Here is a 19,885-nt window from a genome sequence, read left to right as displayed (position 1 = left end):
CAATTGTCATGCGGCAGATAGGATGAGTATAGAGGTCGAATGGAAAACGCCAAGGTCAAATTGTCGGCATCTGCCGCGCGCAAACGTCCGGCCCGTGTCGCTGGAACCCTCTATACGAAACAGGAAATCCACGAAATTTTCAGACGCTTTTCCGTGCAGCGCCCGGAGCCGAAAGGCGAACTGGAACATGTGAATGCTTTCACGCTTCTGGTCGCCGTGGTGCTTTCCGCACAGGCGACGGATGCCGGCGTCAACAAGGCGACGCGCGCGCTGTTCGCCGTCGCCGATACGCCGCAAAAGATGCTGGCGCTGGGCGAGGAAAGGGTCGGTGAATATATCAGGACCATCGGCCTGTGGCGCAACAAGGCGAAGAATGTCATCGCGTTATCGCAAGCGCTGATCCGCGACCATGGCGGTGCTGTGCCCGGTGACCGCGAGGCGCTGGTGAAATTGCCGGGCGTCGGCCGCAAGACCGCCAATGTCGTCCTCAACATGGCCTTTGGTCAGCCGACCATGGCGGTCGACACCCATATCCTGCGCATCGGCAACCGGATCGGCCTTGCGCCGGGCAAGACGCCCGATCACGTCGAAAAAATGCTGTTGCGGGTCGTGCCGCCGGAATATCTGCTGCATGCGCATCACTGGCTGATCCTGCATGGGCGCTATGTCTGCAAGGCGCGCAAGCCGGAATGCGAGAAATGCGTCATCGCCGATCTCTGCAAGGCAGCGGTAAAGACCACGGATATTCCCGCACCCCTGGTCCCGCTCGCTGCCTGACAAATACGCGATCACATGGCGGCGGCCGGAACCGGCTGTTTCCTGCTGATCGCTTTGTGCAGATGCACCATCATCGCGGCGGCGAAAAGCGGCGTCAGCAGATTGACGATGGGAATGGCGAGAAATACGGCGATCACCAGCCCTGCCAGAAACACCGTGCCTCCATATTTGGAGCGCAGCGCCTTCGCTTCGTCTTCGCTAAGGAAGCGCATGGCGGCGAACTCGAAATATTCCCTGCCGAGCAGATAACCGTTGACGACGAAGAAGGCGATGATGTTGACGCCCGGCACGAACAGCAGGAAGAGGGCGAAGATGTTGCCGAGGATGACAACCCCGAGGAACTTCAGCGAGAGGATGATCGAGCGGATGATCGGCAGGGCTTTCCCCGGCGGATCGGCGGGATAATCCTCCCGCTCGATGACTTCCGCGGCATCGTCGAGGAAAAGGCTCGCGATGATGGCGGTAACAGGCGCGATCAGAAGCGCCAGCGCCAGCGCGAGGCCGAGACTGGCGAAAATCGCCGCGATCGTTCCAAGCCATCCCGCCCATTGCGGCAATCCCGGCAGGAGTTGGTCGAGATACGGCCAAGCCATATAGACAAAGAGCTGGCGCAGCGCCACCCATAGGGCGACCAGGACGAGAACCGTCGCTCCCAGCGATTTCCACAGGACCGAACGGAACTCCGGCGTGAACAGGCGTTGCAAGGCGGCACTGGCGGCATCGAAGATCATTGCGGTTCCTTCCTCAAATATACCGCTTCCAGACATAGGAAGGCCGTATCCGGTAAAAAAGGTCAAGGGCGGATCAGCGGGCGATGACCCTGCACCTGAACGGCGAGGCTAGCCAAGAACGCCGCAAAACGGTACACCGGCTGCCACACTGTGCTTCTGGGCCGTTGCTCCGGGGCTATTGCGATTGTCGTCAACTATGCAGGATTGCTGAATCTCCCATGTCCAAATTTGATGTTCTGTGCATCGGCAATGCGATTGTCGATATCCTCGCGCGCACCGATGACGCCTTTCTTGTGAAGAACGCCATCGTCAAGGGAGCGATGAACCTGATCGACACGCAACGCGCCGAACTGCTTTATGAACGCATGGGACCGGCGGTCGAGATGTCGGGAGGCAGCGCCGGCAACACAGCGGCAGGCCTCGCCAGCCTCGGCGGACACGCCGCCTTTTTCGGCAAGGTCGCGGCGGATCATCTCGGCCGCATCTTCACGCATGATATCCGCGCCCAGGGCGTGGCTTTCGACACCCGTCCGCTGGAAGACGGCGTGCCGACCGCTCGCTCGATGATCTTCGTGTCGCCGGACGGCGAGCGCTCGATGAACACCTATCTCGGCGCCTGCGTCGAGCTTGGTCCCGAAGATGTCGAAAGCTCCAAGGTGGCCGATGCCAAGGTCGTCTATTTCGAGGGCTATCTCTGGGATCCGCCGCGCGCCAAGGAGGCCATCAGGCTGAGCGCCAAGATCGCGCATGAGCATGGACGCCAGGTGGCGATGACGCTTTCAGATCCTTTCTGCGTGGACCGCTACCGCGAGGAGTTTCTCGATCTGATGCGTTCGGGCACGGTCGATATCGTTTTCGCCAATGAGGCGGAGCTGAAATCGCTCTACCAGACGGAATCCTTCGACATGGGGCTGGACGCGATCCGCCAGGATTGCAAGCTCGCCGCGGTGACGCGTTCGGAAAAGGGATCGATCGTCGTGACGCGTGAGGAAACCGTTGCCGTTCCGGCGATCGAGCTTCGCGAATTGGTGGATACGACAGGCGCGGGCGATCTCTATGCCGCCGGCTTCCTCTATGGCTATACCCACGATTTCTCGCTTGCAGATTGCGCCCGCCTCGGTTCGCTGGCCGCAGGCGTCATCATCCAGCAGATGGGCCCGCGTCCGCAGGCAAGCCTGCGCGACATCGCCGAACAGAGCGGGCTCCTGCAGACAGCAGGGGTGGAGGGTTATGGCCTTTGAGCTACCAGGCGACCCTTCTTCCCTTCTCCCACAAGGGGAGAAGGGAAGAGGTTCAAATGCTGCTGCCGTTCCCGATAGGCAGATTAGGTTCTGCCGTTTGAGTTACCGTGTCAGTTGACACCAGAAAAGATCAGGCGTCGCCTTCGGCCTGCGGATCGACCGGGCCGGGCTCGGCTGTCGCTTCGACCGTCTGCGGCTTCGGTCCGCCGCGCGAGACGCCGACGAGGGCCGGGCGCAGCACGCGGTCGCCGATAACGAAGCCGGCCTGCACCACCTGCAGCACCGTATTGTTCGGCACCTCGGTATTGGGGATTTCGAACATCGCCTGATGGAAATGCGGATCGAATTTTTGGCCCTCGGGCTCGATCTTCTTCACGCCGTGCCGCTCCAGCGTCGAAAGCATGGCGCGTTCGGTCATCTCGACGCCTTCGGCAAGCGCGTTGAGGCCGGCATCGCCCTTTTCGAGCGCATCCGCCGGGATGGCGTCCAGCGCACGGCGCAGATTGTCCGAGACCGCCAGCATGTCACGGGCGAAATTGGCGACCGAATAGACCTTGGCGTCCTGCACGTCGCGCGCGGTGCGCTTGCGCAGGTTCTCCATCTCCGCGGCAAGCCGCATGAGCTGGTCCTTCAGTTCGCTGTTCTCGGCCAGAAGCTCCGCGATCGGATCGGCTGATTCAGCCTCATCTTCCGCCATTTCCGCCCTTGCGTCGGCCTTGCGCGCCTTGAGGAAATCGTCGGCGGCGCGCTTCAAAGCATCCCGATCCCTCGGATTGTTGATGTCGCGCTGGTCAAGATCGGGTGTCTCGCCTGTATTTTTTTCGTCAGCCATTCTCGTCTTCCGTCTTGAATCGTCGGTTGCGCCGGATATCGAGGTTTACACCCGGAAAATCAAGTGCATGTGAAGGAAAAGCCCAGCGCATCGCTCGAAAACCGGACCAGTTTTCGGAAAGTACGATGCGCAGCCTTAATAAATTACAGCGTCCTTTGTGCACCCTGCAGGATGCACAAAGGACGCTGTACTACCGCAAAAGCCGGGAAACGAGTTGTGCGGTATAATCGACCATCGGCACGATACGCGCATAGTTGAGACGCGTCGGACCGATGACGCCGAGTGCGCCGACCACGCGCTGTTCCGCATCGCGGTAGGGAGCGACGACGAGAGACGAGCCGGAAAGCGAGAAAAGCTTGTTTTCCGAGCCGATGAAGATGCGCACGCCGGAACCCGCTTCGGCAAGTTCGAGAAGCTGGATCATGCCTTCCTTGGTTTCCAGATCGTCGAAAAGATGCCTGAGCCGCTCGATATCGTCCTGTGCGTGGATGTTTTCCAGGAGATTGGCGCGTCCGCGCACGATAAGCCGCGTCGGCTGATCATTGCCGCCGCCGCTCCATATGGCGAGCCCCTGCTCGACCAGATGCTGCGACAGCGTGTCGAGCGCCTGCTTGGTTTCCTCCCTCAAGAGGGCCAGTTCGCCGCGCGCTTCGGAAAGCGTACGGCCCTGAATATGCGCATTGAGAAAATTCGATGCCTCGATGAGCTGCGAGGCCGTCACTCCCGGCGGAAGTTCGAGGATGCGGTTTTCCACGTCGCCGCTCTGGGTGACCAGGACGGCCAGCGCACGCGTCGGTTCGAGCCGCACGAATTCGATATGTTTCAAGGCGCCTTCGGCCTTGGTGGTCAGCACCAGCCCGGCGCCGCGCGACAGGCCGGAGAGAATCTGGCTGGCTTCCGTCAGCACGTTTTCCACCGAATGGCCGCTGCCGGCGGCGCGCACCTGGGCTTCGATCGACTTGCGCTCCTCGGGCGGAAGATCGCCGATTTCCAGAAAGGCGTCGACGAAGAAGCGCAGGCCCATCTGCGTCGGCAGACGCCCCGCCGAAATATGCGGCGCATAGACCAGGCCGAGTTGCTCCAGATCGCTCATCACATTACGGATCGTCGCCGGCGAGAGCGCCAGCGGCAGGATGCGCGAGAGATTGCGCGATCCGACCGGCTCGCCATCGCTCAGGTAACTCTCGACGATGCGACGGAAGATATCGCGCGAGCGCTGATCGAGGGTAGCAAGCGCTTCGGGAACTGGTGCTTTCATCATGTCTGTGCTTTATAGACTCTGTCAGAACTACCTTGAAACAGCTCTCCGCTAGCCGTCATTCTCGGGCTTGTCCCGAGAATCTACGACATATGGTCTGTCAGAACAGTAATCACCTTAACTTTCTTCTTATGGCAGATTCTCGGGACAAGCCCGAGAGTGACGGCAGACAAAACGCCTTGTCCTGCCAGCAGTGCAATTAAACCATGCCAGACTCTAACATGATTGCACGGGATTATATATGCTGGTCTTTTCGGGGATTAAATCAGGACAGGCGGGGTACTCCCTTTCTATTTTTATTTTTGCAGCCTAAAAGCCGTTCCAAGAAACGGAATCGAGGTTTATCAATGCGTCCATCCAAGCGCGCTGCCGACGAAATGCGCGCCGTCTCATTCGAGCGCGGCGTTTCCAAACATGCCGAAGGCTCCTGCCTGGTCAAGTTCGGCGACACGCAGGTGCTCTGCACGGCGAGCCTTGAGGAAAAGGTGCCGGGCTGGATGCGCAATTCCGGCAAGGGCTGGGTGACGGCGGAATATGGCATGCTGCCGCGCTCGACCGGCGATCGCATGCGCCGCGAGGCATCCACCGGCAAGCAGGGCGGCCGCACGCTGGAAATCCAGCGCCTGATCGGGCGTAGCTTACGCGCCATCGTCGATCTCCAGGCCCTGGGAGAACAGCAGATCACGGTGGATTGCGATGTCATCCAGGCCGATGGCGGCACCCGCACCGCCGCGATCACCGGCGGCTGGGTGGCGCTTCACGAGTGCCTGCGCTGGATGGAGACCCGCCAGATGGTCAAGCTCGACAAGGTGCTGAAGGATCACGTCGCCGCCATCTCCTGCGGCATCTGCGAGGGCGTGCCCGTCATCGACCTCGACTATGCCGAGGATTCGACCGCCGGAACCGACGCCAATTTCGTCATGACCGGCAAGGGCGGCATCGTCGAGATCCAGGGAACCGCTGAAGGCGTGCCATTCTCTGAGGAGGAATTCGCCTCGCTGATGGCGCTCGCGCGCGGCGGCATCAACCGGCTGGTTTCGCTTCAAAAGATCGCCGTCGCCTGAGACATTCTTGAAGAAGGACCGGCCATGAAGATGCAGCCCGTCGCCGTTCTGGAATCCGTTCTCTATGTCACGGACCTGCCGCGCGCAATTGCCTTCTATCGCGACGTGCTCGGCCTGGAACTCGCCGGCCATGCCGACCATCGCGCCGCCTTCTTCCGCTGCGGTTCCAGCGTGGTGATTCTGTTCGACGCTGATGAAACCATCAAGCCCGCCGCTCCGGGCAAGCTGCCGGTCCCCGCGCATGGCGCCAAGGGGCCGGGGCATCTCTGCTTCAGCGCCAGCCGCGCCGAGATCGTCGAATGGAAGGCGCATCTTCAAGCGCATGGCGTGGAGATCGAAAGTGAATTCGACTGGCCGAACGGCGCGCACTCGCTCTATTTCCGCGATCCCTCGGGCAATTCGCTGGAATTCGCCGAACCGCAACTATGGGCGTGATGATGGAATATGCAATGAGAAAGCTCGAAAAAGGCCGGTTGGTTGTCGCAACCCATAACAAGGGCAAGCTGCGCGAGATCGACGATCTGATCGGTCCGTTCGGCTTCGAAACGCAATCGGCCGGCGAGCTTGGGCTGCCCGAGCCGGATGAGACGGGTACGACCTTCGAGGAAAACGCCGCCATCAAGGCGCTGGCCGCGGCGAAGGCGACCGGCCTGCCGGCGCTTTCGGACGATTCCGGCCTTGCTATCGATATGCTTGGCGGCGCGCCCGGTGTCTACACCGCCAATTGGGCGGAACGCCCCGACGGCACGCGCGATTTCCTGTTCGGCATGCGCAAGGTCGAGGATGCGTTGCAGGACAAGGGCGCGTTGACGCCGGACAAGCGCAAAGCGCGCTTCGTCTCGGTCATCTGCATCGCCTGGCCGGACGGGCATACGGATTTCTATCGCGGTGAGGTGGCAGGCCAGATCGTCTGGCCGCCGCGCGGCGACAAAGGGTTCGGCTACGATCCGATCTTCCTGCCCGACGGCCATGAAAGGACATTCGGCGAAATGCAGGCTGAGGAGAAGCACGGCTGGAAGCCGGGCATGGCGCAAGCGCTTTCGCACCGCGCCAGGGCCTTCAGGCTCTTCGCCCGCGATGCGCTGGGCATCGAGTGATATGGGTCGGATGATGCGGCCGGACTGGGGCCATGATATCGTTCATGGGGCAGCGGAAGGCGAGAAGGCCTTCGGCGTCTATGTCCACTGGCCGTTCTGCGCGGCCAAGTGCCCCTATTGCGATTTCAACAGCCATGTCCGCCATCAGCCGGTCGATCAGTCGCGCTTTGCCGCCGCCTTCGCGCAGGAGATGCGCAGCATGCGGGCGCGCACCGGCCCGCGCACCGTCACCAGCATCTTCCTCGGCGGCGGCACGCCGTCGCTGATGCAGCCCGCTACGGTTGAGCGTCTGCTGAACGAGATCGCCGCCAACTGGAGTATCGCGGACGGCGCGGAAGTGACGCTCGAGGCCAATCCGTCGAGCGTCGAGGCCGAGCGTTTCCGCGGCTATCGCGCGGCGGGCGTCAACCGCGTCTCGCTCGGCGTGCAGGCCTTGAACGACCGGGATCTGAAAAGGCTGGGCCGGCTGCACAATGTCGAGGAAGCGCTGACGGCAATCGGCCTGGCGCGGGACATCTTCCCCCGCCTGTCCTTCGATCTCATCTATGCCAGGCCCGACCAGTCGATCGCCGAATGGCGCGCGGAACTGCAGCAGGCGATCGCGCTCGCCGCCGATCATCTGTCGCTCTATCAACTGACCATCGAGGAAGGCACGCCTTTCTACAATCTCTGGAAGGCGGGAAAGCTCGTCACCCCCGATGGCGATCACGCCGCAGCACTTTATCTCGAAACGCAAGACGTGACGGCGGCGCATGGCCTTCCGGCCTACGAGATCTCCAATCATGCCGCGTCGGGTGCGGAATCCAGGCACAACCTCGTCTATTGGCGCTATGGCCAATATGTCGGCATCGGGCCGGGCGCGCATGGCCGCTTCGTCGAAAACGGCATACGCACCGTCACCATGACCGAGCGCCATCCCGAAACCTGGCTGGAGAAGGCGGAGCGTCAGGGCCATGGTGTTGTCGAGGAAGAATATCTGACGAGTGCTCAGGAAGGCGATGAATTCCTGATGATGGGGCTGCGGCTTGTCGAGGGCGTCGATCTCTCCCGCTATCGCCGTTTGACCGGGCACGATATCGACCAGGGCAGGCTCGGCGGCCTCATCGGCCAGCACCTGATCGAGCCGATGGGCGGCACGCGCATCCGCGCCACGCCGGACGGCGCGCTGCTGTTGGATGCGGTGGTGGCGGATCTGGCGGCTTGACGCTTTGCAGTGAATGGCTCGTGGCTTAGAGCGGCCTGTTTTGATGGAATCGCGAGGCAACCCCCCTCTGCCTTGCCAGGCATCTCCCCCTCAAGGGGGGGGGGAGATTGGCTGACACAACCCTCGACCTGATCCTGCAACATTCGCGATTGATACCGCAGTCGATGAAGGCGTAATCTCCCCCCTTGAGGGGGAGATGCCCGGCAGGGCAGAGGGGGGTGAGATGCCCCGCCAACGTCTATTGAAAAATGAAATATTCTAGTCAGGAAATCTCTTTGACCACCCCCGACACCCCATCGCGCGAATATGTCATCGGCACCGCCGCCTTCCGGGCGAGGCCGCTGGAGCCGGCGCTCTATATCGTCGCCACGCCGATCGGCAATCTTGGCGACATGACCGTCCGCGGCCTCGAAACGCTGGCGGGCGCGGATATCCTCGCCTGCGAGGATACGCGTGTCACCCGCGTGCTGCTCGACCGCTTCGGTATCGCCAGGCGGCCCGTCGCCTATCACGAGCACAATGCGGCGGAGGCCGGGCCGAAGCTGATCGCGGCGCTGTGCGAGGGCAAGAGCGTCGCGCTCGTCTCCGATGCGGGAACGCCGCTCGTTTCCGATCCCGGCTACAGGCTGGTGGGCGAGGCGAAGGCGGCCGGCATCCGCGTTGTGCCGATCCCCGGCGCATCCGCCGTGCTCGCCGCACTCACGGCGTCGGGCCTGCCGACCGACAGTTTTCATTTCGCCGGTTTTCTGCCGTCCAAGCAGGGGCAGCGCCGCACCAGGCTCGAAGCCCTGCAACGCATCGACGCGACGCTGGTCTTCTTCGAATCGCCCAACCGCACCGCCGCCACGCTGGCCGATATGGCGGCGGTTTTCGGCGAGACCCGCAAGGGCGCGCTTTGCCGCGAACTGACCAAGGCCTACGAGACGGTGGTGACCGCGCCGCTTGGGCAATTGGCCAGCCAGTTCGACGGCGAGGATCGGCTGCGCGGCGAGGTGGTTTTGCTGGTCGGCCCGCCAGACGAGGCGAAGGCGCCGGCAAGTCCCGAGGAGATCGATCAGCTTCTTCTGTCGCTTTCCGCCGAAATGCCGCCGGCGAAAGCGGCGGGCGAGGCCGCGAGGATGACCGGCGGGCAGAAGGGCGAGCTTTATCAGCGCCTCATCGCGCTCAAGACTGGGCGCACATGACGGCGGCCGCACGCAAGCGCAAGGCGTTCTTTCGCGGCCATTCCGCCGAACGGCTGGCTTCGCTCGCTTTGATGCTGAAAGGCTTCCGCATCCTCGCGCGCCGCTACAGGACACGGCTTGGCGAAATCGACCTGATCGCCAGACGCGGCGATCTCGTCCTCATTGTCGAGGTCAAGGCCCGCGCGACGCTTGAGAGCGCGATGGATGCCGTCAATTACGCCTCCATGCGTCGGATCGAGGCGGCGGCCGATCTCTGGCTGGCGCGCCAGCCCGACCGGGCGCGGCTGTCGCTGCGTTTCGATCTGGTCGCGGTTCTGCCGTGGCGCTGGCCGCTGCATGTGCCCGCGGCCTTCACCGCATCCCGATAAATCTCTTGCATAGGGCTTTAAATCCTATAAGAATTGTGGGGTAATCGATCCGTCGGGCCGAGGCATATCCGCTGCGCATGCACGCATGGCGGAGCCTCTGCTTTCGATACATCGTTCGGCGAACGAAAATTCTTGGCTTTCCGCCGTTTGGGCAAAAACGATGCTCCGGAGCATGTTCCGGCGCAAGTCTGTTCCTTATAAATCCTTGATAAATGTCTGATAATCCGGGCCTCTATCTCAAAGGATATCGTCCCGTGGCATTTGGTTCAGCCCCACTGTCGGTCTTTCCCGCCTTCTTCCGTATCCGGAATGAAGTGGTGGTGATCGTCGGGGATGGTGAGGAAGCGCTCAACAAGGCGCGGCTCCTTGGCCAGACCAGCGCGCTGATCCGCATCGTCTCGCCGAACCCGGAGCCGGTGCTGGCGAGGTTCATCGCCGAGCAGGGTGTGGAGCATTTGGCCGAGGACTTCACGTCCGCCCATCTCTCAGGCGCCCGGCTCGTCTTCGTAGCCACCGGAGACGAAGCCGCCGATACGGCAATCGCCGCCGAGGCGCGCCGTCAGCGAATTCCCGTTAATGTCGTCGACCGCCCGGATCTCTGCGATTTCTACACGCCGGCGATCGTCAACCGCGCCCCGCTCGCCATCGCCATCGGCTCGGAAGGCACCGGCCCGGTGTTGACGCAGATGATTCGCGCCAGCATCGATGCAGCACTTTCGCCGCGTCTCGGCGATCTGGCGAGGCTTGCCGACGCCTATCGCCCCGCCGTCGAGAAATTCCTGCCTAAGGGCGCGGTGCGGCGGCTCTACTGGCGCTCGTTCTTCTCAGGCGATGTAGCGCGCCGGATCGACCGTGGCGATGAGGCTGCCGCCCATGCCGCCGCAAAAAAGCTTTTGAAAGAGCAGGGCGCGCCGCAGGGTTATATCTGGCTGGTCGGCGCCGGCCCCGGCGCGGAAGATCTGCTGACGCTTCGCGCGCAGCGCGTGCTGATGGAGGCCGATGTCATCGTTCATGACGCGCTGGTTCCAGACGCCATCATCGCCATGGGCCGCCGCGACGCCGAGCGCCTGTCCGTCGGCAAGCGCAAAGGCTGCCATTCCAAGAGCCAGGACGACATCAATGCGCTGCTGGTGGAGCTCGCCCGTCAGGGCAAGCGCGTGGCGCGGCTCAAATCGGGTGATCCCCTGGTTTATGGCCGGGCAGGGGAAGAAATGGCCGCATTGCGCGAGGCCGGCATCGGCTTCGAGATCGTGCCGGGCATCACCTCGGCTTTCGCCGCCGCCGCCGACATGGAATTGCCGCTGACGCTGCGCGGCGTCGCCTCTTCGCTGGTCTTTACGACCGGCCACGACATGTCCGGTGAAATTTTGCCGGATTGGGCCAGGCTCGCCCTTTCGGGCGCCACCATCGCCGTCTATATGGGGAGCTCCGTCGCCGCCTCGGTCGCAGCCAGGCTGATGAGCGCGGGCCTCCATGAAGACACGGCCGTTGCCGTCGTCGAGAATGCCGGCCGCCCGGATCGCCGCATGTTCCACGGGCTGTTGAAGGATTTGCCTGCGCTGGAGAAGCGCAGCGATCTCTTGGGCCCGGTCATGGTCGTGATCGGCGATGCCGTCGCCGGCGCAGCCATCCATAAAGCAGAATCGCTGGCGCTCCGCCGGCATGAGATTGCTGCCTGAGTGGCAGCCTGATTAAAGGACGAAATGGATGACGATCAAGGTTCTGACCGCCAACCGCCTGACCGATGGCGAAGCCGTCTGGCTTGGGGCTGACGGTGAGTGGCGCGAGACCATCGAGGGTGCGCTTCTCGCGCGCGACGCGGAAGCGGTCGCAGCACTTGAAAGCGCCGGCAAGGCGGCGCTCGGCGCCAATCTGGTGGTCGATGTCAATTTGATCGATGTCGAGGAACGCGGCGGCGAACTCTATCCGCTGCGCCTGCGCGAGCGCATCCGCCTCAGCGGGCCCACCATCGATTTCGAACCGCGCAAGAAGCCGGAGAATTCCGCCGTTTCCGCCGCCTGAGCACAACGTACAAGCCAAACGTATCGGGAAAAACGCAAGCCATGTATCGTTATGATGAGTTCGACCACGCCTTTGTCGCAGCCCGCGTCGAGCAGTTCAAGGACCAGGTCCAGCGCCGTCTGTCGGGCGAATTGACGGAAGACCAGTTCAAGCCGCTGCGGCTGATGAACGGCGTCTATCTCCAGCTGCACGCCTATATGCTGCGCGTCGCCGTCCCCTATGGCACGCTGTCAGCTAAGCAGATGCGCAAGCTTGGGTCTATCGCCCGCGTCTATGATCGCGGCTACGGCCATTTCACCACGCGGCAGAACATCCAGTACAACTGGCCGGCGCTTGGCGACATTCCGAAGATCCTTGATGAGCTGGCGGAAGTCGAAATGCACGCCATGCAGACGTCGGGCAATTGCATCCGCAATGTCACCGCGGATCATTTCGCCGGGGCCGCCGCCGATGAGGTCGCCGATCCGCGTCCTTTCGCCGAAATCCTGCGGCAATGGTCGTCGCTGCATCCGGAATTCTCGTTCCTGCCGCGCAAGTTCAAGATCGCCGTCACCGGCGCCGAGCATGACCGCGCCGCGATCCAGACGCACGATATCGGCCTGCATTTAAAGAAGAACGCGGCGGGTGAATTGGGCTTCGGCGTCTATATCGGCGGCGGCCAGGGTCGCACGCCGATGGTGGCCAAGAATATCCGCGACTTCCTGCCCGCCGAGGATCTGCTTTCCTACACCACGGCCATCGTCCGCGTTTACAATCTGCATGGCCGCCGCGACAACAAGTACAAGGCGCGCATCAAGATCCTCGTCCATGAGACCGGCACGGAGGAGCTGACCCGTCAGATCGAGGCCGAATGGCGGGCGCTCAAGGAGAGCGACCTCAAGCTGCCGCAGGGCGATATAAACGCCATCGACACCTATTTCCGCCCGCCGGTGTTGCCCGAGCGGCCGGAAGGCTGGGGCACGCTTGCCGTGGCCAAGCGGGCCGATGCCGGTTTCGCCGCCTGGGTCGATCAGAACGTCACGCCGCACAGACACCCGGATTATGGCGTCGTCACCATTTCGCTGAAGCCCATCGGCGGCATCCCCGGTGACGCCAGCGCCGAGCAGATGGAACTGGTCGCCGATATCGCCGAGAAGTTCAGCCAGGACGAAATCCGCGTCAGCCACGAGCAGAATCTGGTGCTGCCGCATGTCGCGCTCGCCGATCTGCGTACCGTCTATGATCTGCTCCTGACCGATGGCCTCGCCACCGCCAATGCCGGATTGATCACCGATATCATCGCCTGCCCGGGGCTTGATTATTGCGCGCTTGCCAATGCCCGCTCCATTCCGGTGGCGCAGCGCATTTCCGAACGCTTCGGCGCTCCCGCCCGCCAGTCGGAGATCGGCGATTTGAAGATCAAGATCTCCGGCTGCATCAATGCCTGCGGCCATCACCATGTCGGCCATATCGGCATTCTCGGCGTCGAGAAGAAGGGCGAGGAACTTTATCAGATCACGCTCGGCGGCTCGGCCGACGAGATCACCACGGTGGGCGAGATCACCGGCCGTGGCTTCTCCTCGGAAGAGGTGGTCGATGCCATCGAAAAGATCGTCGACACCTATCTCGGTCTGCGCACCGGCAGGCAGGAAAATTTCCTTGCCGCCTACAGGCGCGTCGGTGCGGCGCCATTCAAGGAGGCGCTCTATGGCCCAGTCAGCCGTGCTGCCTGATATCGACGAAAACGCCGTGGCCGACGAGGCGCGCGCGCTGGAAGCGCGCTATGGCGGGCTTGATTCGAGGCTCATCATCGAACTCGCGATCGATCATCTCTTCAACGAAGAGATAGCCGCAGTTTCTTCGTTTGGCGCGGAATCCGCCGTGCTTCTGCATCTCATCTCCCAGGTCGACCATTCGACGCCGGTCATTTTCCTCGAAACCGGAAAGCATTTCAGCGCCACTTTGGCGCATCGCGACCGCCTGATCGAGGAATTGGGCCTCACCGACGTGCAGAATGTCTATCCCCAGCAGAATTCGTTGAAGCGCGAGGATCCCTTCGGCGCCTTGTCGATGACTGACAAAGACCGTTGCTGCTTCATCCGCAAGGTCGAGCCGATGGCGCGCGCCGTGGCGCCCTATCGCGCCTGGATGACGGGGCGCAAGCAGTTCCAGGCGTCGACGCGCCAGGCACTGCCGGTGTTCGAGGCTGTCGGTTCGCGCATCCGCATCAATCCGCTGGCCCGCTGGCAGTCATCGGACCTGCAGGCCTATATGGTCGCGCACGGTCTTCCCGCGCATCCGCTTATCGAAAAGGGCTACCGCTCGATCGGCTGCATGCCCTGCACCAAGCCGGTCGAGGATGGGGAAGACCAGCGCGCCGGACGCTGGGCCGGTTCGGACAAGACGGAATGCGGCATTCACCTGACGGGCCTGACCGACACCCTATCCAACATTTCGCTGACGGAATCGAATTTATGAGTGAAACGACCGAGCAGAACGAAAAGCAGCTCTGGGGGCGTGAAGGTTTCCGCAACGATCCCTATATAGAGGCCGAAAGCCTCGATGCGGCGGGCGATGCGCCGGCCGTCATCCTGCCGCTGGCCGCATGGCTTGGGCTTGATGACGATATCAGGCGGACCAGCAATCGCAGGATCGGCGTCATGGTCGCTCCGGGCGAGGATATCGAGCCGCTGCTGGACAAGCTCGACACCATCCCGCTGATCGCGTTGCAGTTTCCCGCTTTCAACGATGGCCGCTCCTATTCGAAGGCCGAACTCCTGAAAGGGCGCCACGGCTTCTCTGGCGAGTTGCGCGCCGTCGGCGATGTGCTGATCGACCAGGTGGTGTTCATGCTGCGCGCCGGTTTCGACACCCTGCAGGTGAGCAACCCGATAGCGCTCGAACGTCTGAACGCGAGCGATCTGCACGACACGCCGGGCTATTACCAGCCGGGGCGCGGATCGGCGCAGACAGCCGGCGGCTATAGCTGGCGCCGGACGCCGGCTGGTTAGAGCGGTTCTTGTTTTAATGGAATCGCTAGGCAACCCCCCTCTGTCCTGCCGGACATCTCCCCCACAAGGGGGGAGATTGGCTGACATAGCCCACGGCATCCATTCTACGAGGTTTGCGATTGGTGCCAAACATTTTTGAAGGCTAATCTCCCCCCTTGTGGGGGAGATGTCCGGCAGGACAGAGGGGGGTGTTGGAGCGCGCCCTTGACCAAATTTCGCAGGCATTCTTATGACCGATTTGAACGACAGGAAGCACTTGATGTCCGAGACTATCAACCAGACAATCGAAACCGATGTTGTAATCGTCGGCGCGGGGCCGGTCGGCCTGTTCGCCGTGTTCGAGCTCGGTCTTCTCGACCTGCGCGCCCATGTCATCGACATTCTCGACCGTCCGGGCGGACAGTGCGCCGAGCTCTATCCGGAAAAGCCGATCTATGACATTCCGGGCCTGCCTGAGGTCACCGGACAGCAACTGACCGACAATCTCTTGAAGCAGATCGCACCATTCGATCCGCAGTTCCATTTCTCCACCATGGTGACGGCGCTTGAGCGCCTCGAAGACGGCCGCTTCCGCGTCGAGACCGATGCCGGCGAAACCTTCCTCACCAAGATCATCGTCATTGCCGCCGGCGGCGGTTCCTTCCAGCCCAAGCGCCCGCCGGTGCCGGAGATCGAGCACTATGAGGGCAAAAGCGTTTTCTATGCCGTGCGCAAGATCGAGGCCTTCCGCGACCGTGATGTGGTCATCGTCGGCGGTGGCGATTCGGCGCTCGACTGGACCCTCAATCTGGAGCCGGTGGCGAAATCGGTGACCCTCGTCCATCGCCGTCCAGAATTCCGCGCAGCACCCGACAGCGTCAACAAGATGTGGGCGCTGGAAAAGGAAGGCCGCGTCAAGTTCCGCATGGGACAACTGGGCAGCCTGCAGGGCGAGAACGGCGAATTGTCGAAGGTGGTGCTCAAGGGCGCGGAAGGCGAGGAAGTGCTCGAAGCCGACCGGCTTCTGCCGTTCTTCGGCCTGACGATGAAGCTCGGCCCCATCGCCGACTGGGGCCTCAATCTCGATCAGAACCTGATTGCGGTCGATACCGAGAAGTTCGAGACGTCGGAGCCTGGCATCTTCGCCATCGGCGACATCAACACCTATCCGGGCAAGCTGAAGCTCATCCTTTCCGGCTTCCATGAGGCGGCCTTGATGACGCATGCGGCAAAACGCATCGTTGCACCGGGCGAACGGATCATCTTCCAGTACACCACCTCGTCCACTTCCTTGCAGAAGAAACTTAAGGCGGCTTGAGCATGATCCCGAAAAGTTGCAGACTTTTCGGATAAGATCATGCGGCTAACAACAGGTTTACAGTGTCCGATACGCTTCTTATTCATGTTACAGACCAGAACGGCGAGCGCCACACGCTTGAGGCGCTGGAAGGCTTTCGCGTGATGGAGATCATCCGCGACTGGGGGCTGGACATCAAGGCCGAATGCGGCGGCGCCTGCGCCTGCGGCACCTGCCATGTCTATGTGGATGAGGATTGGGGGCGCAAGCTTTACGAGCCGCTCGACGAGGAGCAGGACCAACTGGACCAGACCTTTCATGTCGAGGATAATTCCCGCCTCTCCTGCCAGCTCATCATGACGCCGGAACTGGACGGCCTCGAGGTGACGCTGGCGCCCGGCACACAAACGGGCCGCGAAGCTGCTTAGGGGAGTAGGGGAGTAAGGGAATTGAGGAGCAAGCAGCCGCTTGCTCCTCAAAACATATTCCCCTATTCCCCTACTCCCTTATTCCCCTTTGAAAAGGAGACCGCCTTGATCCGGCACATCGTTTTTTTCAGCGCCAGGGAAGGGCAGGATCTCGAGGAGATGCGCGCCGGGCTGGAGCGGTTGGGGACGATCCCCCATTCCGATATGTTCGAGGTCCTGGAGAACAGCAAGGTCGATCCGCTCTGCGACAGGATCGATCTCGTGGTCTATGCCGAATTTGCCGATGAGGCAGCGCTTGCGGCGTATAAGGCCCATCCCACCTATGCCGAGACCACCCGGCACGTGCGCCCGATGCGCGAAATGCGCTATTCGGCGGATGTGGTGTCGAAGTTTCGGTGAAGTTTGGCGCGGTTCACTCTTAGATCGCAGCGCGCTTTCGTTAAAACGAGAGACGCATCTACCTTCGTCCCGGCTTCATCGCCAGCGGCAGATTGCCGAAAAGATCGGGTTCGTCGCTCGTCCGCGCCCCCTCGATGGTCAAGATCCGCAGCTTCGTCTCAGCGCCGCCATTGGCCGAGAAGCCGCCGGTCTTGCCGCTTGCGCCGAGCACGCGATGACAGGGAACGATGATGGGGAAGGGGTTCTTGCCGAGCGCCTGGCCTATCGCCTGCGAAAGGCTGACATCGCCGATGCGCCTGGCGATCGCGCCATAGGTGAGGGTCTCTCCGGGCGCAATCTGGAGCGCGATTTCATAGACCTGCCGGTGAAGTGGCGGCAGGCCTTCCATATCGAGCGGAGCCTTGGAAAAATCGACCTTCTCGCCTTCGAGGAGTGCAATGATGCGGTCTATCACATCCCGCACGGCGGCGGGTGCGGGCCTCTCCTGCGCCAGCGGAAATCGTTTTTGCAGCTTCGCTTGCGTTGCCGCCGCATCGGCCTCCGGCAGTTGAACGCCGACGATGCCCTTTTCGCCCCAGGCGATGGCACAGGGGCCTATTGCGGTTTCGAAGGCGGTTGTCCCAGGCGATTCCATAACCCTTATCCTAACATGAATCGTAAATTGATGTGGTTGAAGCCGGACGGAAATAATGTTTGTCTTGGGAAAACGGCGGGTGACGAGGCTAATAACACGAGACATTTTTGCGCCGTCCGCCTAGAAATAGCCACGGAAGCGCGAAGACTGCTTCCTACAGCGCCATGCGTCCTTTAGGAGGCATAAAGGACGCTGTAGATTATTGGACCGGCGCATCGTGCTTTCCGAAGACCGATTCCGGTTTTCGGGCCGATGCGGTTGCGTGCCGGCTGTGAACTGAGGAATGAAAATGGACGATTACGAAAGATACGCGACGGGGCTGTTGATCGTGTTTGGCGCGCTCATCATTGGCGGGCTGATGGCCGTCAATATCACGGTTGCCGACAAGCCGGGCTTCCTCTTCGCCCTGGGCGCCGCGATCGTGGCGTGGTTTTCGGCCTTCGCGGTGCTGTTCGACCGGCCGCGTCTTTACGGCATCATGATCGCCACAGCGATCGCGCTCGTTGGCGCATCGATCGGCGCCTATGTAACGTGAACCTCCGCATCCTCCGGTAAATCGTCATCCGTCGGGAATATCTCCCGGTCGAGCAGCGTACGTCCGAACGTGTAGACGAGTTCGGCCGCTTCGTCGTTCCCCTGGCTCTTGAGCCTGTTATAGATCTTGCCGGCCGCATAATTCATGCGCCGGGCAGCGCTTGCATCCGTCTCGTGCAGGATCTGCGCGAGGCAGATGGCGATCTCCATCATGCCGATGGCAGTCTGGTCCGTGCTTGTTCCGCTCATTTTCCACTCCCGTGAAACAGATCCTGACGCCAGCTAACCTACCCCCAATGGGCATGAACGAAAAAGCCCCGGAAAAACCGGGGCTCTCAATTGGGGTCTGATATGCATCCTGCATTCAGATGAACGGCGAATAGCACTGGCGGCGTGGGCCGTTATAGGGCTGGTAGCTGTTGTCGTAAGCCCTGTACGACCGGTAACGATTATAGCACCAGCGCACATGCGCACTGCCTGCCGGGCGGCGATAGCGTGGCCTATGCCCGCGATAGTGGGGCCGGACGCCCCAGCCATAACGAGGCCGATAGTGCCGGCGATGGTGCCGCCAGCCATGGTGCCGGTCCCATCTCCTGTTATGATGGCGCCAATGCCGGCGGTGCTTGAAGCGTGGGCGGTGGCGATGTCCGCGGTGCCGGTACTCGCGGTGCTGGACCGTCTCGACCTGCCCGGCGGCTGCCATCGGTTGTGGATTGGTGACGGAAAGGGGGGCGGCATTCGCCGTTCCGATCGCTCCGGAAGCCCCCATGGCCAAAGACATCAAGACGGCGAAGACCGCCGAAATACGAGCTCTCATATTACCTCCTTCTGCGCCTTTGCCGGATCAAGTCCTTACGGGTCACAAACGGCAATTCGCAGGAAATATGTCCCTTACAAGCCTCATTCGCAGAGCATTATGGCGCGGCGATGATGGAAATACAGCGTTTTCCGCCACTTAGGGTCACATTTTACGCCGCTGTTTAACAGACAGTTGAAGGCGGCTGGCGCATCTCCGGCCTTGCCGATCCCTCACCACGTGTTGACATGATCGAAACCCGCGGTGCTAATGGAGCCATCGAGGTTCTTTCGAGTCGGAAACGGCGAGAAGGCTAAGAGGGAAGCCGGTGCGCACTCCATCTTTGGAGCGCAAGGCCGGCGCTGCCCCCGCAACTGTATGCAGCGAGTTGCTGTCGCTTAAGTAGTATTTTGCAGCCAGGTGGAACATTTGGCGTCGCAAAATGCCGCTAAACAAAAGTCACTGGTCCGGTTGACGGATCGGGAAGGCCAGACAGCGGCGATGACCTGTGAGCCAGGAGACCTGCCCCGATAATGGACGTGAAAACGTCCGCGAATAGGTCAACGGGCGGGGTGTCCCGGTGTATCGCTTGCTTCGGGTGTTCTTCATTCGCTTTTCGGCATGCGTGCGCTTGAACATTCCCCGCCGCCATCATCGGGGATTTTGATGCGTACTGCCGGACTTCAAGCCAAAACGATCGCGGAACATCGTGATACCGCGCAAAAAACACCGGAAGATATCTTTCTCGCCTGGCTGCTGTGGTTGCCGAAAGAAGCCGACATGGCCGCCGCCGCCGCGGAAGAGGTGCGCAAGCTCGACCGCTATCGCGGCAATCTGGCCGGCCCGCATCAATTGCGGGCCATGTTCCTTGCCTTGATCGCCACGCTCGCGGGACCGCTGCGGAATTAGGGCATTCAGTGAGGGCGGTTCGCTTATTTTCCGCCCTCTTTGCCGCGCCCAGCAATCATGTTTCGTAGCGGAAACGACACTGTTGAGGAATCCTCGCCCTATCCACCGCGTAGACAGCGCAGAACAACTCATGCCACCCGA

24 protein-coding genes and 1 riboswitch are annotated in these 19,885 nt (G+C 61.6%); of the genes, 18 read left to right on the top strand and 6 right to left on the bottom strand.

The window, feature by feature from the left end:
• Positions 1–39: 39 nt before the first annotated feature.
• Positions 40–777: an endonuclease III gene (gene nth / locus C5748_RS11635; protein ID WP_105742100.1), complete on the top strand. Its 738-nt coding sequence runs from the start codon at positions 40–42 to the stop codon at positions 775–777.
• An 11-nt stretch (positions 778–788) separates the two neighbouring features.
• Here nth and C5748_RS11630 read toward each other — a convergent pair whose 3' ends face one another.
• A complete protein-coding gene (locus tag C5748_RS11630) occupies positions 789–1,508 on the bottom strand; it encodes a sulfate transporter family protein (RefSeq protein ID WP_105742099.1) in 720 nt (239 codons plus the stop codon).
• 218 nt (positions 1,509–1,726) lie between these two features.
• On the opposite strand from C5748_RS11630, the gene C5748_RS11625 reads away from it, so the two are divergent.
• Positions 1,727–2,749, top strand: coding sequence for an adenosine kinase (locus C5748_RS11625; RefSeq protein WP_105742098.1), 1,023 nt, complete (start codon positions 1,727–1,729; stop codon positions 2,747–2,749).
• A 130-nt stretch (positions 2,750–2,879) separates the two neighbouring features.
• Here C5748_RS11625 and grpE read toward each other — a convergent pair whose 3' ends face one another.
• Entirely contained in the window at positions 2,880–3,581 is a 702-nt protein-coding gene (gene grpE / locus C5748_RS11620) for a nucleotide exchange factor GrpE (protein WP_105742097.1), read from the bottom strand.
• A gap of 190 nt (positions 3,582–3,771) precedes the next feature.
• Positions 3,772–4,842 carry a heat-inducible transcriptional repressor HrcA gene (hrcA, locus tag C5748_RS11615; RefSeq protein WP_105742096.1) on the bottom strand — a complete coding sequence of 357 codons (1,071 nt, stop codon included), beginning with the start codon at positions 4,840–4,842 and terminating at the stop codon, positions 3,772–3,774.
• A gap of 344 nt (positions 4,843–5,186) precedes the next feature.
• On the opposite strand from hrcA, the gene rph reads away from it, so the two are divergent.
• The 14 genes from rph to C5748_RS11535 all read left to right on the top strand — a co-directional run bounded on the left by rph (position 5,187) and on the right by C5748_RS11535 (position 16,871).
• The gene (rph, locus tag C5748_RS11610; protein WP_105742095.1) at positions 5,187–5,903 is read left to right on the top strand and encodes a ribonuclease PH; all 717 of its coding nucleotides are present in this window, start codon (positions 5,187–5,189) and stop codon (positions 5,901–5,903) included.
• Between the two features lie 30 nt (positions 5,904–5,933).
• Positions 5,934–6,338, top strand: a complete 405-nt coding sequence (locus C5748_RS11605) for a VOC family protein (RefSeq protein WP_105742213.1) — start codon at positions 5,934–5,936, stop codon at positions 6,336–6,338.
• Positions 6,339–6,352: 14 nt separating this feature from the next.
• Positions 6,353–7,000: an RdgB/HAM1 family non-canonical purine NTP pyrophosphatase gene (gene rdgB / locus C5748_RS11600; RefSeq protein WP_105742212.1), complete on the top strand. Its 648-nt coding sequence runs from the start codon at positions 6,353–6,355 to the stop codon at positions 6,998–7,000.
• Position 7,001: 1 nt separating this feature from the next.
• On the top strand, positions 7,002–8,204 hold the full coding sequence (hemW, locus tag C5748_RS11595; RefSeq protein WP_105742094.1) for a radical SAM family heme chaperone HemW: 1,203 nt from the start codon (positions 7,002–7,004) through the stop codon (positions 8,202–8,204).
• A gap of 248 nt (positions 8,205–8,452) precedes the next feature.
• A complete protein-coding gene (gene rsmI / locus C5748_RS11585) occupies positions 8,453–9,388 on the top strand; it encodes a 16S rRNA (cytidine(1402)-2'-O)-methyltransferase (protein WP_105742093.1) in 936 nt (311 codons plus the stop codon).
• Positions 9,385–9,756 carry a YraN family protein gene (locus C5748_RS11580; RefSeq protein ID WP_105742092.1) on the top strand — a complete coding sequence of 124 codons (372 nt, stop codon included), beginning with the start codon at positions 9,385–9,387 and terminating at the stop codon, positions 9,754–9,756. The genes rsmI and C5748_RS11580 overlap by 4 nt, the downstream gene beginning before the upstream one ends.
• Positions 9,757–10,010: 254 nt before the next feature.
• Positions 10,011–11,435, top strand: coding sequence for a siroheme synthase CysG (cysG, locus tag C5748_RS11575; RefSeq protein WP_245429018.1), 1,425 nt, complete (start codon positions 10,011–10,013; stop codon positions 11,433–11,435).
• 28 nt (positions 11,436–11,463) lie between these two features.
• A complete protein-coding gene (locus C5748_RS11570; protein ID WP_105742090.1) occupies positions 11,464–11,778 on the top strand; it encodes a DUF2849 domain-containing protein in 315 nt (104 codons plus the stop codon).
• A 41-nt stretch (positions 11,779–11,819) separates the two neighbouring features.
• On the top strand, positions 11,820–13,490 hold the full coding sequence (locus C5748_RS11565) for a nitrite/sulfite reductase (RefSeq protein WP_105742089.1): 1,671 nt from the start codon (positions 11,820–11,822) through the stop codon (positions 13,488–13,490).
• Positions 13,465–14,235 (top strand): phosphoadenylyl-sulfate reductase, encoded by a 771-nt coding sequence (locus C5748_RS11560; RefSeq protein WP_199194773.1) that lies wholly within the window; start codon positions 13,465–13,467, stop codon positions 14,233–14,235. The genes C5748_RS11565 and C5748_RS11560 overlap by 26 nt, the downstream gene beginning before the upstream one ends.
• Positions 14,232–14,768, top strand: a complete 537-nt coding sequence (locus C5748_RS11555) for a DUF934 domain-containing protein (protein ID WP_105742088.1) — start codon at positions 14,232–14,234, stop codon at positions 14,766–14,768. The genes C5748_RS11560 and C5748_RS11555 overlap by 4 nt, the downstream gene beginning before the upstream one ends.
• Positions 14,769–15,039: 271 nt before the next feature.
• Positions 15,040–16,065: an NAD(P)/FAD-dependent oxidoreductase gene (locus C5748_RS11545; protein WP_105742210.1), complete on the top strand. Its 1,026-nt coding sequence runs from the start codon at positions 15,040–15,042 to the stop codon at positions 16,063–16,065.
• Positions 16,066–16,127: 62 nt separating this feature from the next.
• The gene (locus tag C5748_RS11540) at positions 16,128–16,472 is read left to right on the top strand and encodes a 2Fe-2S iron-sulfur cluster-binding protein (protein ID WP_105742087.1); all 345 of its coding nucleotides are present in this window, start codon (positions 16,128–16,130) and stop codon (positions 16,470–16,472) included.
• A 105-nt stretch (positions 16,473–16,577) separates the two neighbouring features.
• Positions 16,578–16,871 carry a Dabb family protein gene (locus C5748_RS11535; RefSeq protein WP_105742086.1) on the top strand — a complete coding sequence of 98 codons (294 nt, stop codon included), beginning with the start codon at positions 16,578–16,580 and terminating at the stop codon, positions 16,869–16,871.
• A 58-nt stretch (positions 16,872–16,929) separates the two neighbouring features.
• Here C5748_RS11535 and C5748_RS11530 read toward each other — a convergent pair whose 3' ends face one another.
• A complete protein-coding gene (locus C5748_RS11530; RefSeq protein ID WP_105742085.1) occupies positions 16,930–17,505 on the bottom strand; it encodes a methylated-DNA--[protein]-cysteine S-methyltransferase in 576 nt (191 codons plus the stop codon).
• Between the two features lie 289 nt (positions 17,506–17,794).
• Here C5748_RS11530 and C5748_RS11525 point away from each other — a divergent pair, with 289 nt between their 5' ends.
• Positions 17,795–18,040, top strand: a complete 246-nt coding sequence (locus C5748_RS11525; protein WP_105742084.1) for a hypothetical protein — start codon at positions 17,795–17,797, stop codon at positions 18,038–18,040.
• On the opposite strand, the gene C5748_RS11520 is transcribed toward C5748_RS11525, so the two are convergent.
• Positions 18,028–18,288, bottom strand: a complete 261-nt coding sequence (locus C5748_RS11520) for a hypothetical protein (RefSeq protein WP_105742083.1) — start codon at positions 18,286–18,288, stop codon at positions 18,028–18,030. The two genes, C5748_RS11525 and C5748_RS11520, sit on opposite strands and share 13 nt — an antisense overlap.
• Before the next feature lie 115 nt (positions 18,289–18,403).
• The gene (locus tag C5748_RS11515) at positions 18,404–18,808 is read right to left on the bottom strand and encodes a BA14K family protein (protein WP_425350242.1); all 405 of its coding nucleotides are present in this window, start codon (positions 18,806–18,808) and stop codon (positions 18,404–18,406) included.
• A gap of 292 nt (positions 18,809–19,100) precedes the next feature.
• Positions 19,101–19,379, top strand: a riboswitch (cobalamin riboswitch).
• Between the two features lie 122 nt (positions 19,380–19,501).
• Here C5748_RS11515 and C5748_RS11510 point away from each other — a divergent pair.
• Positions 19,502–19,744 (top strand): hypothetical protein, encoded by a 243-nt coding sequence (locus tag C5748_RS11510; protein WP_105742081.1) that lies wholly within the window; start codon positions 19,502–19,504, stop codon positions 19,742–19,744.
• Positions 19,745–19,885 lie beyond the last annotated feature (141 nt).

The sequence above is a fragment of the Phyllobacterium phragmitis genome, assembly GCF_002980495.1.
In the GTDB taxonomy this organism is placed as follows: Bacteria; Pseudomonadota; Alphaproteobacteria; order Rhizobiales; family Rhizobiaceae; genus Paramesorhizobium; species Paramesorhizobium phragmitis.
Note: the sequence above shows the minus strand (reverse complement) of the source record. Positions and strands in the feature narration are given on the sequence as shown.